Here is a 14,893-nt window from a genome sequence, read left to right as displayed (position 1 = left end):
AGCGTCAGTTCAGTAATCTGACAGTGCGTCAGTTGCGTTTTCATGGGCTCGAGGAGCTTCAGGACCAGTTCTCACTGTCACACAGGAGCGGGCGGACCGATGCTTGGATCGACTTACGGCACCCTGACCACCGACTCCCGCCGGGCCCGCGTGATCGCCTGCGGCGAGCAGCCCGGGCCCGCGGTGCACGGCAGGACCGGCGCCGGCGAACGCGACGTCAGCGGCCGTCCGCTCCAGGCCGACGTGCCGGACCTGGACCGGTTCTTCCGGCCCGAGTCCGTCGCGGTCGTCGGGGCGTCGGACGCCGAGGGCCGGCCCAACACGGGCATCACGCGCCAGCTGCTGGCCTGGGCGGAGCGGGTCGGCGCCCGCCTGTATCCGGTGCACCCGACGCGCGCGAGCGTCTTCGGACTCGACTGCGTGCCGTCCGTCGCCGATCTGCCCGAGCAGGTCGATCTGGCGGTACTCCTCGTCGCCGATCCGCTGCCCGTCATCGAGCAACTCGCCGACACGAAGGTGAAGTTCGCGGTCGCCTTCGCCTCCGGGTTCGCCGAGACCGGAGACGCGGGCGCCGCCGCGCAGCAGCGTCTCGCGGCGGCCGTCGAGCGCTCGGGCCTGCGCCTGCTCGGACCCAACACGAACCTCAACGCCTTCGAGCGGTTCCGCGACGACCTCGACGGCCCCGCCATCGCGCTCATCACCCAGTCAGGACACCAGGGCAGGCCCGTCTTCGCCCTCCAGGAACTCGGCATCCGGCTCTCGCACTGGGCGCCGACCGGCAACGAGGCCGATCTGGAGACCTCCGACTTCATCTCGTACTTCTCCCAGCAGCCCGAGGTCGGGGCCATCGCCTGCTACGTGGAAGGGCTCAAGGACGGCCGGTCGTTCCTGCTGGCCGCCGACCGGGCCGCGCAGGCCGGGGTCCCCGTCGTCGCCGTGAAGGTGGGCCGCACCGAGACGGGCGCGCGCACCGCCGCCTCGCACACCGGGAAGCTGACCGGCGCGGACACGGTCGTCGACGCGGCGATGCGGCAGTTCGGCGTCATCCGGGTCGACGGGCTCGACGAACTCCAGGACACGGCGGCCCTGTTGGCCCGCGCCAGGCCGCCGCGGGCGGACGGCGTCGTCGTCTACTCCATCTCCGGCGGCACCGGCGCGCACTTCTCCGACCTGGCGACGGCGGCGGGCCTCCACCTGCCGGTGCTCCCCGAGGCCAAGCAGGCCGAACTCCACCAGTGGATACCGGAGTACCTGAACGTCGCCAACCCCGTCGACAACGGCGGGCACCCGGTCGGCGACCACCGCGGCCGGAAGATCATCGACGCGATCCTCGCCGACCCGTCCGTCGGCGTCCTGATCTGCCCGATCACCGGCCCCTTCCCTCCCATGAGCGACAAGCTGGCGCAGGACCTCGTGGACGCGGCCGAGCAGAGCGACAAGCTGGTGTGCGTGGTGTGGGGGTCGCCGGTCGGCACGGAGGACGCGTATCGCACCACGCTGCTCGGCTCGTCCCGGGTCGCCACGTTCCGCACCTTCGCGAACTGCATCGGCGCCGTCCGCGCCTACCTCGGCCACCACCGCTTCACGGCCGCCTACCGCTCCCCCTTCGAGGAGGCCCCGCGTACGCCCTCCCCCTCCTTCCGCAAGGCGCAGGCCCTGATGCGCCCCGGCCACCAGCTGAGCGAGCACGCCGCGAAGCAGCTTCTGCGGGCGTACGGGATCCGCGTCCCGCGCGAGCAGCTCGTCACGAGCGCGGCGGCGGCCGTGCGCGCCGCGTCCCTCGTCGGCTACCCCGTCGTCATGAAGGCGTCCGCGCCGCAGCTGGCCCACAAGTCCGAACTCGGCCTGGTGAAGGTCGGGTTGACGTCCGCGAGCCAGGTGCGGGACGCGTACCGCGAGCTCACGGACATCGCGCGGTACGAGGGGATCGGCCTGGACGGGGTGCTCGTCTGCCAGATGGTGGAGCGGGGGGTCGAGATGGTCGTCGGGGTCACGCACGACGACCTGTTCGGACCGACGGTGACGGTGGGCCTCGGCGGGGTCCTGGTCGAGGTCCTGCGGGACACGGCTGTACGGGTGCCGCCGTTCGGGGAGGACCAGGCGCGGGCGATGCTCGACGAACTGCGGGGCCGGGCATTGCTGGACGGGGTCAGGGGCGCGCCCCCGGCGGACATCGAGGCCCTGGTCGAGGTCGTGCTCCGGGTCCAGCGGATGGCTCTTGAACTGGGGTCCGAGCTCGCCGAGTTGGACATCAATCCGCTGATGGTGCTGCCTCGGGGGCAGGGGGCGGTGGCGTTGGACGCGCTTGCGGTGTGCCGCTGACTGATTCATCGCGGCTGCGGGTGCGTGGGGGCTGGGCGCGCAGTTCCCCGCGCCCCTGAAATGCCTGCGCTTCGCGCGCCTTTCCCCGATGAAGCGCGGCTTCATCAGACGCGCCCGATGAGATGCCGCACCGAAGGTGCGCATCTCAGGGGCGCGGGGAACTGCGCGACCAGCCACGACGGCGCCGCACCCACCCACAAGCCTCACCCCTACGGCGAGTACCCGAACCCACCCCCGGAGCGCCCTACATGACCGACCCCGAGATCCTCCACACCACCGAGAACGCCATCTCCCGCATCACCCTCAACCGCCCCACCACGATGAACGCCCTCACCCCACCCCAGCGCGACCACCTCATCACCCTCCTCGAAGACGCCTCCGCCGACCCGGACATCCGCGCAGTCATCGTCACTGCCACCGGCAGGGCCTTCTGCGCGGGCGCTGACCTTCGAGGGGCCCCGCCCGCCGGGCAACCCGTACCCGGCGACATCGCCCGCACGATCCGGCGCGGCGCCCAGCGCCTGATCGCCGCTGTCCTGGACTGCGAGAAACCGGTGATCGCGGCGGTGAACGGCACGGCCGCGGGCATCGGCGCGCATCTGGCCCTCGCCTGCGACCTGGTGCTCGCCGCGGAGTCGGCCCGCTTCATCGAGGTGTTCGTGCGCCGCGGCCTCGTCCCGGACGGCGGCGGCGCCTATCTCCTGACGCGGCTGATCGGCCCGCAGCGCGCGAAGGAGCTGATGTTCTTCGGCGACGCGCTCTCCGCCTCCGACGCGCGGAGCCTCGGGCTCGTCAACAGGGTCGTCCCGGACGCCGAGTTGGCGAAGACGGCGAACGACTGGGCGGAGCGTCTCGCGGCCGGACCGACCCGGGCACTGGCCCTCACCAAGCACCTCGTCAACGCCTCCCTGGACGCCGACCGCGCGTCGGCGTTCGCGGCGGAGGCCACGGCCCAGGAGCTCAACATGGCGACGCACGACGCGAACGAGGGGGTCGCTTCGTTCGTGGAGCGCAGGCACCCGGAGTTCAAGGGCCGCTGACCGTCAGACCCGCCGCAGGATCCGCAGCTCGCCGGAGTCCGGGTCACCGAACAGGTAGTACAGCTCGGGCCGCTCGGCGGTGCCGCCGATGGTCCAGGTCAGCGTGGTGTCGCAGGCGTCGAGGTCGATCCCCGGGTCGCCGGCCACGAAGTCGTCACTGTCGGTCCAGCGCCACGTACCGCCGCCCTCGCACCGCTTGAGGGACGACTCCCCGCTCGCCGAGTCGGCGTCCCACTCGTAGTCGTAGGGCAGCCGCACGGCCCGCGCCCGCCCGCCGGACGTGAGGCGCAGCTCGGCGCCGTCCTCGCCCCGCCAGACCCCCGCGAGCTCGGCGGTGGTGAGGTGCGGCGGCTCGTAGCGCGGCGTGAGTCCCGCCACCGACACGGCGATCCCGCACACCAGCGTGAGGATCACCGCCGCGAACCCGCCGAGCACGGACGTCAGCCACAGCCGCGGCGCCGCGATCGGCCGCCGCCGCGCGCGCAGGACCGCGAGGAGGGGGAGTACCTCCACGGCCGCGCACAGCACCGCACCCGTCCCGTACGAGCACACGCCGAGCAGCGCGAACGGCACGGCCCAGACCAGCGCGCAGGCCAGTGCGCACGCCGTCCGCCCCGCCCACCCCGGCCCGGGCGCCCGCCGCGCCGCCAGGTCGCCTAGGCGCAGCGCGGGCCATACCTGGACGGCCGCCTGTGCCCACCCGAACAGTCCGCACAGCGGCGGCACGAACAGCAGCATGCAGGCGAACCCGATGACACCGAGAGCGCCGCCGTACCCCTGTCCGTAGTCATTGGTCGCGTCCGCCCACCAGATCAAGGCGGCCAGGCCGATGACCGGCCACTGGGCGACGCACACGGCGGCCGCCACCTCGACCTCGGTCACCCGTCTCGGGCCCTTCTCAACTGCGCGGACGCGCGTGTCCCACCCCGTGATCCCCATGGCCGGGAAGATACGCGCGCCCGGCACGAGCCCTCCTCGCACCCCTTCCAATCTGACACTCCGTCAGCTTCACTGGGGACATGATGGGACACGCAGGGATGGCGGCCACCGTCGTCCGGTACCTCAGGTCGGTCGGCTCCCCCACCACGGCGGGGCCCGTGGACGCGCTGCCCCGCCCCGATCTGCGCGCGGTCCGCGACGACGAGCGGGCGCCGGTCGAGGCGGCCGAGTTCCGTCGCGTCCTGGGCAGCTTCGCGACCGGCGTCACGGTGATCACCGCCCCGGGCCCCGAGGCGGACGACCCGCCGGCCGGCTTCGCCTGCCAGTCCTTCGCGTCGCTCTCCCTCGACCCGCCGCTGGTGGCGTTCATGGTCGCGCGTACGTCGACGACGTGGCCGCGGATCGCGCGCGCGGGCGTCTTCTGCGTGAACGTCCTGGGCGCGGACCAGGGCGAGTTGTGCCGCGCGTTCGCCGTCAGCGGCGCCGACAAGTTCGCGGGCGTCCCCTACGACCGGGCCCCCGTGTCGGGCTCGCCCCGGCTCGACGGCGCCGCCGCCTGGGTCGACTGCGCCGTCCACGCCGTGCACACCGGCGGCGACCACCTGATCGTGGTCGGCCGGGTCACGGCCCTCGGCACCGCCCCCACCGACACGGCCCCGCTCCTCTTCCACCGGGGCCGCTTCGGCCGCCTCGGCGACTAGACCGCCAGGGCCACCTGACGGCGCCGGATCACCAGCGACATCAGCGCCGCCATCGCGCAGAGCGCCCCGGACGCGTACCAGACCACGTCGTACGAGCCGAAGACGTCCCGCGCCACGCCACCGAGGAAGGCGACGACAGCCGCTCCCACCTGGTGCGAGGCCAGGACCCAGCCGAAGACGATCGCGCTGTCCTCCCCGTAGTACTCGCGGCACAGGGCGATGGTCGGCGGCACCGTGGCGACCCAGTCGAGGCCGTAGAAGACGATGAAGAAGAGCATCGGCGGGTGGACGGTCGGCGCGAGCAGCATCGGCAGGAAGAGCAGCGAGACGCCGCGCAGCGCGTAGTAGACGACGAGCAGGCGGCGCGGCTCGAAGCGGTCGGTGAACCAGCCCGACGCGATCGTCCCGACCACGTCGAAGACGCCGATCACGGCGAGCAGCGACGCCGCCGCGGGCACCGGCATCCCGTGATCGTGCGCGGCGGGCACGAAGTGCGTCTTGACCAGGCCGTTCGTGGAGGCGCCGCAGATCGCGAACGTACCGGCGAGCAGCCAGAACGGGCCGGTGCGGGCCGCCTTGAACAGCACCGTCACCGCGCGCCGCCCCGCGCCCGGCAGCGGCGCGGGCTTCTCCACGAACACCGTCGCCCCGTACGGCTTTACGCCCACATCCGCGGGGTGGTCGCGCAGCAGCAGCCAGACGAACGGGACGACGGCGAGCGCCGACAGGGAGACCGTGACGGCGGCGGGACGCCAGCTGTGCTGGTCCACGATCCACGCGAGCAGCGGCAGGAAGATCAGCTGACCGGAGGCGCCGGCCGCGGTGAGGATGCCGGTGACCAGGCCCCGCCGGGCGACGAACCAGCGGTTGGTCACCGTCGCGGCGAAGGCGAGGGCCATCGAGCCGCTGCCGAGGCCGACCAGCACCCCCCAGTAGAGGACGAGTTGCCAGGCGGCCGTCATCCAGACGGTGAGCAGCGAGCCCGCCGCGATGACGGTGAGGGCGACGGCCACGACCCTGCGGATGCCGAAGCGGTCCATGAGCGCGGCGGCGAACGGCGCCGTGAGCCCGTACAGCGCGAGGTTGACGGAGACGGCGAAGCCGATGGTGCCGCGCGACCAGCCGAAACCGGTGTCGGGGTCGTGCAGCGGCTCGATGAGCAGGCCGGGCAGCGACGCGAAGGCGGCGGCGCCGATGATCGTCACGAAGGTGACCGCGGCCACGGCCCACGCCCGGTGCGGGCGCCTGCCGCCGCCCGCGGACACGGGGCTCGTGCTGCTGGGTGCGGAACTCTGCGTCGTCGTCACACCGATGAGCTTCCGGCACCGGGGCCCGCCGGACGAGTGGCCCGAATGACAGTATTCGCTAGGATCGGGCCATGCAACAGTCCGAGGAATCCGTGCAGCGCCACCGCGTCGTCGTGCTCGCCCTGGACGGCGTCATCCCGTTCGAGCTCGGCATCCCGCACCGGATCTTCGGCCGCGCCTGGCACCCGCGCACCCGCGAGCCGCTGTACGAGGTGATCACCTGCGCGGTCCGGGACGCGGCCGACCCCGTCGAGGCCGAGGCCGACTTCTCGATCGTCACCCGGCACGGTCCGGAGGTCCTCGCCACCGCGGACACCGTGATCGTCCCGGCGTCCTACGAACTCGGGACCCTCTACGAGGAGGGCCGGCTCACCCCCGACCTGGCCGCCGCCCTCGCCCACGTACGGCCCGGCACCCGCATGGTCTCGATCTGCACCGGCAGCTGGGTCCTGGCCGCCGCGGGCTATCTGGACGGCCGGCCCGCCACCACGCACTGGGCGGACGCCGAGGCCTTCCAGCGGATGTTCCCCTCCGTGCGGGTCGACGCCGACGTCCTGTTCGTCGACGACGGCGACGTGCTCACCTCCGCGGGCGTCGCCGCCGGCATCGACCTGTGTCTGCACCTGGTGCGCCGCGACCACGGCGCGGGCGTCGCCAACGACGTCGCCCGCCGTACGGTGGTGCCGCCGCACCGCGACGGCGGCCAGGCCCAGTACATCCAACGCCCGGTCCCCGAAACGCAGTTGGCGAGCACGATGAACGCGCGCGCCTGGGCCCTCGCCCACCTCCACGAGCCGATCCAGCTGCGCGACATGGCCGAGCAGGAGTCCATGTCGGTCCGCACCTTCACGCGCCGCTTCCGCGAGGAGGTGGGCGTGAGCCCCGGGCAGTGGCTCACCCGTCAGCGCGTCGAGCGCGCCCGCCATCTGCTGGAGTCGTCGGCGCTCTCCATCGACCAGGTGGCCCGCGACGCCGGCTTCGGCACCGCCCAGTCGATGCGCCAGCACCTCCAGGCGGCGCTGGGCGTGACACCGCGCGCCTACCGGGCGACCTTCCGCTGACCCGCCTGCGGAACCGCTCAGCAGGGCCCGGCAAGCGGATCCAGCGTCTCGGGAGGCTCAGAAGGTGAGCACGCCCCGCGCCACCCGCCCCGCCTCCGCGTCCTCGACCGCCTTGCCGAACTCCTCCACCGGGTACGTCCGCGTCACCAGCTCGTCCAGGAGCAGCCGGCCCTCCGCGTACAGGTCGGCATACAGCTTGATGTCGCGCTGCGGCCGCGACGACCCGTAGCGGCAGCCGAGCACCGACTTGTCCAGGAAGAGCTGCGCGGGCACGAACGAGGCCTCCGCGTCGGCCGCCGGCATCCCGAGCAGCACCGCCTGCCCGTGCCGGTCGAGCAGGTCGATCGCGGCCCGTACGAGTTCGACGCGGCCCACGCACTCGAAGACGTGGTCGGCGCCGTCGGGCAGGACGCCGCGCACCCCGGCGACGTCGGTGAGGAACGCGGTCGCCCCGAACTGCCGGGCCACGTCCTCCTTCGCCGGGTTGGAGTCGACGGCGACGATCCTCAACGCCCCCGCGATACGGGCCCCTTGGAGGACGTTCAAGCCGACGCCGCCCGTGCCGATGACGACGACCGAGTCGCCGCGGTCGACGCGGGCCCGGTTCAGGACGGCCCCGACGCCCGTCAGGACCCCGCACCCGATGAGCGCGGCCGACGTCAGCGGGATCTCCTTCGGGATCTTCACCGCCTGGACGGCCTTGACGACGGTGCGCTCGGCGAACGCCGAGTTCGACGCGAACTGGTAGACGGGGTCGCCCCCGCGCGAGAACGGCTGCCCCGGCATCCCGATCGCCTTGCGGCACATCGTCGGCCGCCCTCGGTCGCACTCGGCGCAGGCCCCGCAGTTGGCGAGCGTGGACAGCGAGACGTGGTCGCCGGGCACGACATGGCTCACGCCGGCGCCGATCGCCTCCACGACGCCGGCGCCCTCGTGCCCGAGCACGACGGGGCGCGGGAACGGGATCGTCCCGTCGATCACGGACAGGTCGCTGTGGCACAGCCCGGCCGCCGCGACGGAGACGAGCACCTCCCCCGGGCCCGGCTCCCGTATCTCCAAGTCATCGACGACCACGGCCTGTCGACCGTCGAACAGGACACCCCTCACGACTGACCCTCCCTGGGCAGGCCGAGCACGCGCTCGGCGATGATGGTGCGCTGGATCTCGTCCGAGCCGCCGTAGACGGTGTCGGCCCGGCTGAACAGGAACAGCCGCTGCTGCTCGTCGAGTTCGTACGGACGCTCGGGCGCCCAGTCGCCAGGACCGACGGCCGCGGCCGGCCCGCGCACGCGCAGCGCCAGTTCCCCGAGCCGCTGGTGCCAGCCGCCCCACAGCAGCTTGGCGACGCTCGGCGCCCCGGCGTCGGGCGCTCCGCCGAGGGTGCGCAGCGCGTTCCACCGCATGGTCCGCAGCTCGGCCCAGAGCCGTACGATCCGGTCCGCCGTCACCGGGTCGGCCGCGGCCCCGGACGTGACGGCGGCGCGCACGACCGCCCTCAACTCCTCCTCGAACCCGATCTGCTGGGCGAGCGTCGACACGCCGCGCTCGAACGCGAGCAACCCCATGGCGACCCGCCACCCGCCCCCCTCCCCGCCGACGATCTCCGCCGCCCGGGCCCCGTCGAAGAAGACCTCGTTGAACTCGCTGGTCCCGGTGAGCTGCCGGATCGGCCGTACGTCGATGTGCTCGGGCTGGTCCATGGGCACCAGCAGGAACGACAGGCCGTGGTGGCGCCGCGACCCCGGCTCGGTGCGGGCGAGCACGAAGCACCAGTCGGCCTCGTGCGCGAGCGACGTCCACACCTTCTGACCCGTGACCCGCCAGTTCCCGTCGCCGTCCCGCCCGGCGGCCGTGCGCAGCGAGGCGAGGTCGGATCCGGCGCCGGGTTCGCTGTACCCCTGGCACCACAGCTCCTCGCCGCGCGCGATCGGCGGCAGGAAGCGGCCGCGCTGCTCCTCGGTGCCGTACGCGAGCAGGGTCGGGGCCAGGAGGTTCTCGCCGATGTGGCCGTAGCGGCCCGGCGCCCGGACCCGGGCGTACTCCTCGGCCCAGACGACCTGCTGGGTGAGGGTGGCGACCCGGTTGCCGTAGCCGCCCTGCCCCCAGCCGAGCCCGATCCAGCCGCCCTTGCCCAACTCCCTTTCCCAGGCGCGCCGTTCGGCCGCGCCCTCGTGCTCGCTGCCGGGGCCGCCGCGCCCCACGGCGCCCGCGAACCGGCCGACGAGATGTTTCTCCAGCCACTCGCGCGCCTCGCACCGGAAGGCTTCGTCGTCCTCCCCGAATCCGAACTCCACGCCGCGCCCCCTGTCAGCCGTTGGGCCGTTCCTTGGCCGCCGCCGCCCGCGCCATCTCTTCCAGCTTCGCCAGCATCGGCATGGGGTCGGTGCCGACGGTCCTGGGCAGGAAGTCCGCGATCTTCTCGGGCGTCCACCCCCCGCCGTCCGCGTACCCGGCGCGCAGTTCGCGCGGCTGCGCCCACACGGCGATCTTCGGCCCGGCCACCGTGTAGACCTGCCCGGTGATCTTCTCGTCGCGGGCCCGCTCGCTGAGCAGGTAGACGACGAGCGCGGCGACGTCCTCCGGCTCGCCGATCTCCTTCAGCTCCATCGGCACGTTGGCCGACATCCGCGTACGGGCCACGGGCGCCACGGCGTTCGCCGTCACCCCGTACTTGTGGAGCCCGAGCGCGGCGCTGCGCACGAGCGAGATGATGCCGCCCTTGGCCGCGCTGTAGTTGGCCTGCGCGACCGACCCCTGGTGGTTGCCGCTGGTGAACCCGATCAGGGTGCCCGTCCCCTGCTTGCGCATGACGGCCGACGCGGCCCGGAACACGGTGAACGTGCCCTTCAGATGCGTGGCGACGACCGGGTCCCACTCGTCCTCGGACATGTTGAACAGCATCCGCTCGCGCAGGATCCCGGCGACGCACACCACCCCGTCGATCCGCCCGAACTCGCTGAGGGCGGTGTCGACGATGCGCTGTCCGCCGGCCATGGTCGACACGTCGTCGGCGACGGCGACCGCGCTGCCGCCCGCCGCCTCGATCTCCTTGACGACGCCGAGCGCCACGTCGGAGGTGGGCTCGCCGCCCTCGATGGAGACTCCGTGGTCGTTGACGACGACCTTCGCGCCCTCGGCGGCGCACGCGAGCGCCACCGCGCGGCCTATGCCGCGCCCCGCCCCCGTCACGGCGACGACCTTGCCTGCCAAGAAGTTCCCCACGCCCGGCCCCTTCCCGCGGTTTCTGACGACCCGTTAGATTTCACTCTGCTGCGGATTCTACGACCCGTCAGATACCGGACCACAAGACCTGGAACACAACATCCGGGAGGACCCGATGCCCCTGCCCGCCGAGTTCCACGACATCGCCAAGCGCGTGAACAACTGGGGGCGTTGGGGGGAGGCCGACGAGATCGGCACCCTGAACCTCGTCACGGACGCCGTCGTACGGGCGGCCGCCGGCGAGGTCCGCACGGGCCGCCGCGTCCCGCTCGCGCTGCCCCTCAAGGAGGACGGCGTGCAGTCCGGGATGATCCCCGGCCGGGTCAATCCGCTGCACACCATGGTCCAGATCAACCAGGAGATCTTCGGCCCCGGGACGGTGGCGTGCAGCGACGACGCCGTGACGATGGGCCTCCAGGCGGCCACCCACTGGGACGCGCTCACCCACGTCTCGCACTCGGGCCGCCTCTACAACGGCCGCCCGGCGTCCACCATCACGGCGCACGGCGGCGCCGAGTTCAGCGGCATCGACAAGGCCCCGTACATCGTCTCGCGCGGCGTCCTGCTCGACGTGGCGGCGGCGAAGGGCCTCGACCGGCTCCCCGGGGACCACGCCGTCACACCCGAAGACCTGGACGAGGCAGCGGAGTTCGGGCGGGTGGAAGTGCGCGCGGGCGACATCGTCCTGGTGCGCACCGGGCAGGTGCAGGTCTACCTGGCCGGGGACAAGCACGCCTACGGCTATCCGTCGCCGGGGCTCTCGGTCCGTACGCCGGAGTGGTTCCACGCCCACGACGTGGCGGCCGTCGCCAACGACACCCTGACCTTCGAGATCTTCCCGCCGGAGATCGAGGACCTGTGGCTGCCGGTGCACGCGCTCGACCTGGTCGAGATGGGCATGCTCCAGGGCCAGAACTGGAATCTCGAATCTCTGTCCACAGCCTGTGGAGAAGAATCGCGCTACGCGTTCCTGCTCTCTGCGATGCCCGAGCCCTTCCGGGGCGCGACGGGCACCCCGGTCGCCCCGGTCGCGATCCTGTAGCCCGGTTCGCCAACATGCCTACGGCGAGGCCCCGTTACCCGACCCCCGGGAGCGCGGAGCCGCACCATAGGACGACCCACACTCGCCGAGGGCCCCCGTCACAAGGGCCCTCGACGTCCCCTCGCAGCGAATCGCTGACCACAAGCGTGATCAAACGGACACTCGGCGTCAACACCCGTCCGGGTATTTGCCGTTAATGCGTTCTTTGTTCCGGCGCGCACTGAAGCATTGGGCAGGGGTGAACGCGGCGCATTCACGCCGGGGCGCAGCGGAGTGCTCCGGGTTGCGCAGGGCCTACACCGCCTCGAAGGCGACACCCTCGTACGTGATGCTCTTGTACGCGGCACCCTCCCGCGCCTTGTCCGCGTACCCGGACCCGGAGCCCGTGGCGGCCGCGCACCGGTCGATCTCGCACCAGATCGTCTTGCCCGAGCCCTCCGCCTGCCAGCCCCAGCGGTCGGCGAGCCCGTCGACGAGCTCCAGGCCGCGCCCGTTGGTCTCGTCGCCGTGCGCGTGCCGCGGCGTCGGCGGGCGGGCGCTCGCGTCGGCCACCTCCACCCGCACGGTGCCCGGACAGCGATCGTGGACACCTGCGTCGGCCGGCAGCGCCATCCGCAGGACCGCGGGGCGCCCGGTGTGCACCACCGCGTTGGTCACCAGCTCGGAGACGAGCAGGATCAGCGCCTCGGCCAACGGTTCGTCGGCCTCTATCCCCGACCCGGCGAGCCGCGAGCGCGCCCACCTACGGGCTCGCCCCACCTCCGCGGGGTCGGCCCCGACCTCCAGTTGAACCTGAAGCACCTGCACCGCTCACACCATCCGAACCGGCGGACACATCGCCTCGCGCCACTGACCACTCTGGCTACTGCGGGAGATCACCGACCGTGATCCCCCTGCTGCACAGCATGGTTGACGTACAGTCACCCCAACAAGCGCTTCGGGCATATTCCAGCGCGAAGGAGTACGCGTGCGCCATACTGTGCGACGCGTCTTCAGGGGGGTCGAACAGGCGGGCGTGCCGCCCCGCCGTGCGCTGCGACCGGCGCGCATCTCCTGCCCCGGAGCCGCCTCGGAGGCCGCTCCGGTTCCCTTGCTCGGGTTCAGCACCACTCGCATCTGCCACAAGGTAGCGGAGCCGGAGGCCGACTCCGCGCCGTGACGGGCCCCGTGAAGGACACAACCCGATATCGACGCACAGTGACTGTCCGTGCACCCTTCCTCAGAGCCGCCGCCCGGGCGGCGCGGCGCGGCCGTCACAGCGCGGCGGCGAGCAGCTCCTCCGCGTCCCGCGCGGATCCGCTCAACTCGGCCCGCACCCACGCCCGCTTCAGATGCAGATGGACGTCGCCGTCCCAGGTGAAGCCCATACCGCCGTGCACCTGGAGGCAGTCGCGGGCGCCCTGGACGGCGGCCTCGTCGGCGAGGATCCTGGCCGCCGCGGCCTCCACGGGGTCGCGCGTGACGGCGGCCGCGTACACGGCGGCGCGGGCCACCTCGACCCGGGCGAGCATGTCGGCGCAGAGGTGTTTGACGGCCTGGAAGGCTCCGATCGGCTGCCCGAACTGCTCGCGCTCCCGGGCGTGTTGGACCGCCATGTCGAGGGTGCGCCCCGCCGAGCCGAGCTGTTCGGCCGCGTGGAGCAGGGCCGCCGCCGGCGGGACGGGCGCGGCCGCGGGCAGCTTGTGCAGCGGGGTGAGCGGGTCGACGGAGGAGAGCGCCTCGGCGCCGGCCACGTCCCCGCGCACCACGTCCGCCGCGTCGAGCCACGGCACGAGCCCGCCGTACGGGGACGTCACCAGCGTCTCCCCGGAGGCGGCGCCCGGCACCTCGCCCGCCGCGAGGAACGTGGCCACCAGCGGCCCGGGCACCAGCGCCCGCCCGCACTCCTCGAAGACGACGACGGCCTCCGCGAGCCCGAGCCCGACCCCGCCGTCCGCCTCCGGCAGGCACAGCGCGAACAGCCCGGCGGCGCCGAGCTCGCGCCACAGCTCCCGGTCCACGCCGGGACGGTCCACGGCGGCGCGCAGCGCGTCCCGCCCGAACCTCCGGGCGAGCAGCTCCCGTATCCCGGCCTTCAACGCCCGCTGCTCGACACTCAGTTGAAAATCCACGTCTACCGTCCTCCCCCTTTGGGCAGCCCGAGGATCCGCTCGGCGACGATGTTGCGCTGAATCTGCGAGGTCCCCGCGGCGATCGTGTACGACAGCGACGACAGCCGGTCGAGGGTCCACTCCTGCTCGGCGTCGAGGGTGCCCGCACCGCCCAGCACCCGGGCCGAGACGTCGTAGAGCCGCTGCCGTGCGTGCGAGTACCGCAGCTTGAAGACGGACCCGCCGACGCCCGGCACGCCGCTCGCGGAGGCCTGCGCCTCGCTCACGTTCCACTGCGTGAGCCGCCACAAGGCACCGAACTCGGCGGCCAGCAGGCCGAGTTCACGGCGCAGTACGGCGTCGTCCCAGCGCCCGCTCTTCCTCGCGTGGGCGGCCAGTTCGCCGAGCACCCGCCGGCAGGCGACGACCTCGCCGACGAAGGCGGTGCCGCGTTCGAACGACAGGGTCACCATCGTCACGCGCCAGCCGTCGTTCTCGGCGCCGACCCGGTTGGCGGCCGGTATCCGTACGTCGTCGAGGAACATCTCCGCGAACTCGGTCGACCCGGCGAGGGTGCGCAGCGGCCGTACGGTGATGCCCGGCGCGTCCATGGGCATCGCGAGCCAGGTGATCCCGCGGTGCTTGGCGGCCTCCGGGTCGGTCCGTACAAGCAGCTCGCACCAGTCGGCGACCTCCGCGTGCGAGGTCCAGATCTTCGACCCGCTGACGACATAGTGGTCCCCGTCGCGCACGGCCCGCGTCCGCAGGGAGGCCAGGTCCGATCCGGCGTCCGGCTCGCTGAACCCCTGGCACCACACCTCGTCGCCGCGCAGCACGGGCGCGAGCCAGCGCTCCCGCTGCGCGGGGCTCCCCTCGGCGGCGATGGTCGGCCCGGCGTGCAGCAGCCCCACGAAATTGGCCCCCACGTACGGGGCTCCGGCGCGCTCGGTCTCCTCCAGGAAGATCAGCCGGGTGGTCGGCGAGGCGCCCCAGTGCACGTCCCCGTACCCGGCGTCGTACAGCCTGCGCTGCCATCCGGTGTCGTAGGCGCGCCGCCCCGGCCAGTCGCCGGGCGAGGGCTTGGGCGGCAGCGTCGGCAGCACGTCGGCCAGCCACTCCCGCAGCCGCGCGCGGAACTCCTCTTCCTCGTCCGTGTACGTGAGGTCCAT

The 14,893-nt window shown here is 72.9% G+C and carries 13 protein-coding genes; 5 read left to right on the top strand and 8 right to left on the bottom strand.

All coding sequences use genetic code 11. The features are described from left to right. Positions 1 to 99: 99 nt before the first annotated feature. Positions 100 to 2,322: an acetate--CoA ligase family protein gene (locus tag AB0L37_RS06895; protein WP_365501124.1), complete on the top strand. Its 2,223-nt coding sequence runs from the start codon at positions 100 to 102 to the stop codon at positions 2,320 to 2,322. A gap of 248 nt (positions 2,323 to 2,570) precedes the next feature. After that, positions 2,571 to 3,362 carry an enoyl-CoA hydratase-related protein gene (locus AB0L37_RS06890; RefSeq protein ID WP_365501122.1) on the top strand — a complete coding sequence of 264 codons (792 nt, stop codon included), beginning with the start codon at positions 2,571 to 2,573 and terminating at the stop codon, positions 3,360 to 3,362. 3 nt (positions 3,363 to 3,365) lie between these two features. Here the strand turns inward: AB0L37_RS06890 and AB0L37_RS06885 are convergent, their stop codons facing one another. Then, positions 3,366 to 4,301 carry a hypothetical protein gene (locus tag AB0L37_RS06885; protein WP_365501120.1) on the bottom strand — a complete coding sequence of 312 codons (936 nt, stop codon included), beginning with the start codon at positions 4,299 to 4,301 and terminating at the stop codon, positions 3,366 to 3,368. 83 nt (positions 4,302 to 4,384) lie between these two features. On the opposite strand from AB0L37_RS06885, the gene AB0L37_RS06880 reads away from it, so the two are divergent. Then, positions 4,385 to 5,002: a flavin reductase family protein gene (locus AB0L37_RS06880; RefSeq protein ID WP_365501450.1), complete on the top strand. Its 618-nt coding sequence runs from the start codon at positions 4,385 to 4,387 to the stop codon at positions 5,000 to 5,002. On the opposite strand, the gene AB0L37_RS06875 is transcribed toward AB0L37_RS06880, so the two are convergent. After that, complete coding sequence (locus AB0L37_RS06875) at positions 4,999 to 6,267, bottom strand: MFS transporter (RefSeq protein ID WP_365501448.1); 1,269 nt, start codon at positions 6,265 to 6,267, stop codon at positions 4,999 to 5,001. The genes AB0L37_RS06880 and AB0L37_RS06875 overlap by 4 nt on opposite strands. Positions 6,268 to 6,380: 113 nt before the next feature. Here AB0L37_RS06875 and AB0L37_RS06870 point away from each other — a divergent pair, with 113 nt between their 5' ends. Further along, positions 6,381 to 7,370 (top strand): helix-turn-helix domain-containing protein, encoded by a 990-nt coding sequence (locus tag AB0L37_RS06870; protein ID WP_365501118.1) that lies wholly within the window; start codon positions 6,381 to 6,383, stop codon positions 7,368 to 7,370. A 57-nt stretch (positions 7,371 to 7,427) separates the two neighbouring features. Here AB0L37_RS06870 and AB0L37_RS06865 read toward each other — a convergent pair whose 3' ends face one another. The 3 genes from AB0L37_RS06865 to AB0L37_RS06855 are packed head-to-tail and all read right to left on the bottom strand — an operon-like array spanning position 7,428 to position 10,592. Continuing rightward, a complete protein-coding gene (locus AB0L37_RS06865; RefSeq protein ID WP_365501116.1) occupies positions 7,428 to 8,477 on the bottom strand; it encodes an alcohol dehydrogenase catalytic domain-containing protein in 1,050 nt (349 codons plus the stop codon). Next, positions 8,474 to 9,664 (bottom strand): acyl-CoA dehydrogenase family protein, encoded by a 1,191-nt coding sequence (locus tag AB0L37_RS06860; protein ID WP_365501114.1) that lies wholly within the window; start codon positions 9,662 to 9,664, stop codon positions 8,474 to 8,476. Before AB0L37_RS06860 ends, AB0L37_RS06865 begins: the two co-directional genes overlap by 4 nt. Before the next feature lie 13 nt (positions 9,665 to 9,677). Beyond that, positions 9,678 to 10,592: an SDR family oxidoreductase gene (locus AB0L37_RS06855; protein WP_365501112.1), complete on the bottom strand. Its 915-nt coding sequence runs from the start codon at positions 10,590 to 10,592 to the stop codon at positions 9,678 to 9,680. A gap of 115 nt (positions 10,593 to 10,707) precedes the next feature. Between AB0L37_RS06855 and AB0L37_RS06850 the strand changes: the two genes are divergently transcribed. Continuing rightward, on the top strand, positions 10,708 to 11,634 hold the full coding sequence (locus tag AB0L37_RS06850; RefSeq protein WP_365501110.1) for a cyclase family protein: 927 nt from the start codon (positions 10,708 to 10,710) through the stop codon (positions 11,632 to 11,634). A 294-nt stretch (positions 11,635 to 11,928) separates the two neighbouring features. Here the strand turns inward: AB0L37_RS06850 and AB0L37_RS06845 are convergent, their stop codons facing one another. The 3 genes from AB0L37_RS06845 to AB0L37_RS06835 form a co-directional block, all read right to left on the bottom strand. Then, positions 11,929 to 12,441, bottom strand: a complete 513-nt coding sequence (locus AB0L37_RS06845) for an ATP-binding protein (RefSeq protein ID WP_365501108.1) — start codon at positions 12,439 to 12,441, stop codon at positions 11,929 to 11,931. Between the two features lie 446 nt (positions 12,442 to 12,887). Then, positions 12,888 to 13,745, bottom strand: coding sequence for an acyl-CoA dehydrogenase family protein (locus AB0L37_RS06840; protein WP_365501106.1), 858 nt, complete (start codon positions 13,743 to 13,745; stop codon positions 12,888 to 12,890). Positions 13,746 to 13,747: 2 nt separating this feature from the next. Then, complete coding sequence (locus tag AB0L37_RS06835) at positions 13,748 to 14,893, bottom strand: acyl-CoA dehydrogenase family protein (protein WP_365501104.1); 1,146 nt, start codon at positions 14,891 to 14,893, stop codon at positions 13,748 to 13,750.

The organism is Streptomyces sp. NPDC052225 (assembly GCF_040679615.1).
In the GTDB taxonomy this organism is placed as follows: Bacteria; Actinomycetota; Actinomycetes; order Streptomycetales; family Streptomycetaceae; genus Streptomyces.
The sequence above is the reverse complement of the archived record's forward strand: the minus strand, read 5'-3'. Positions and strand labels throughout refer to the sequence as shown.

Coding starts and splice junctions, on each gene's coding strand:
- AB0L37_RS06890 (WP_365501122.1), top strand. CDS start 2,571: ATGACCGACCCCGAGATCCTCCACACCACCGAGAACGCCATCTCCCGC.
- AB0L37_RS06885 (WP_365501120.1), bottom strand. CDS start 4,301: ATGGGGATCACGGGGTGGGACACGCGCGTCCGCGCAGTTGAGAAGGGC.
- AB0L37_RS06835 (WP_365501104.1), bottom strand. CDS start 14,893: ATGGACCTCACGTACACGGACGAGGAAGAGGAGTTCCGCGCGCGGCTG.
- AB0L37_RS06895 (WP_365501124.1), top strand. CDS start 100: ATGCTTGGATCGACTTACGGCACCCTGACCACCGACTCCCGCCGGGCC.
- AB0L37_RS06850 (WP_365501110.1), top strand. CDS start 10,708: ATGCCCCTGCCCGCCGAGTTCCACGACATCGCCAAGCGCGTGAACAAC.
- AB0L37_RS06880 (WP_365501450.1), top strand. CDS start 4,385: ATGGGACACGCAGGGATGGCGGCCACCGTCGTCCGGTACCTCAGGTCG.
- AB0L37_RS06870 (WP_365501118.1), top strand. CDS start 6,381: ATGCAACAGTCCGAGGAATCCGTGCAGCGCCACCGCGTCGTCGTGCTC.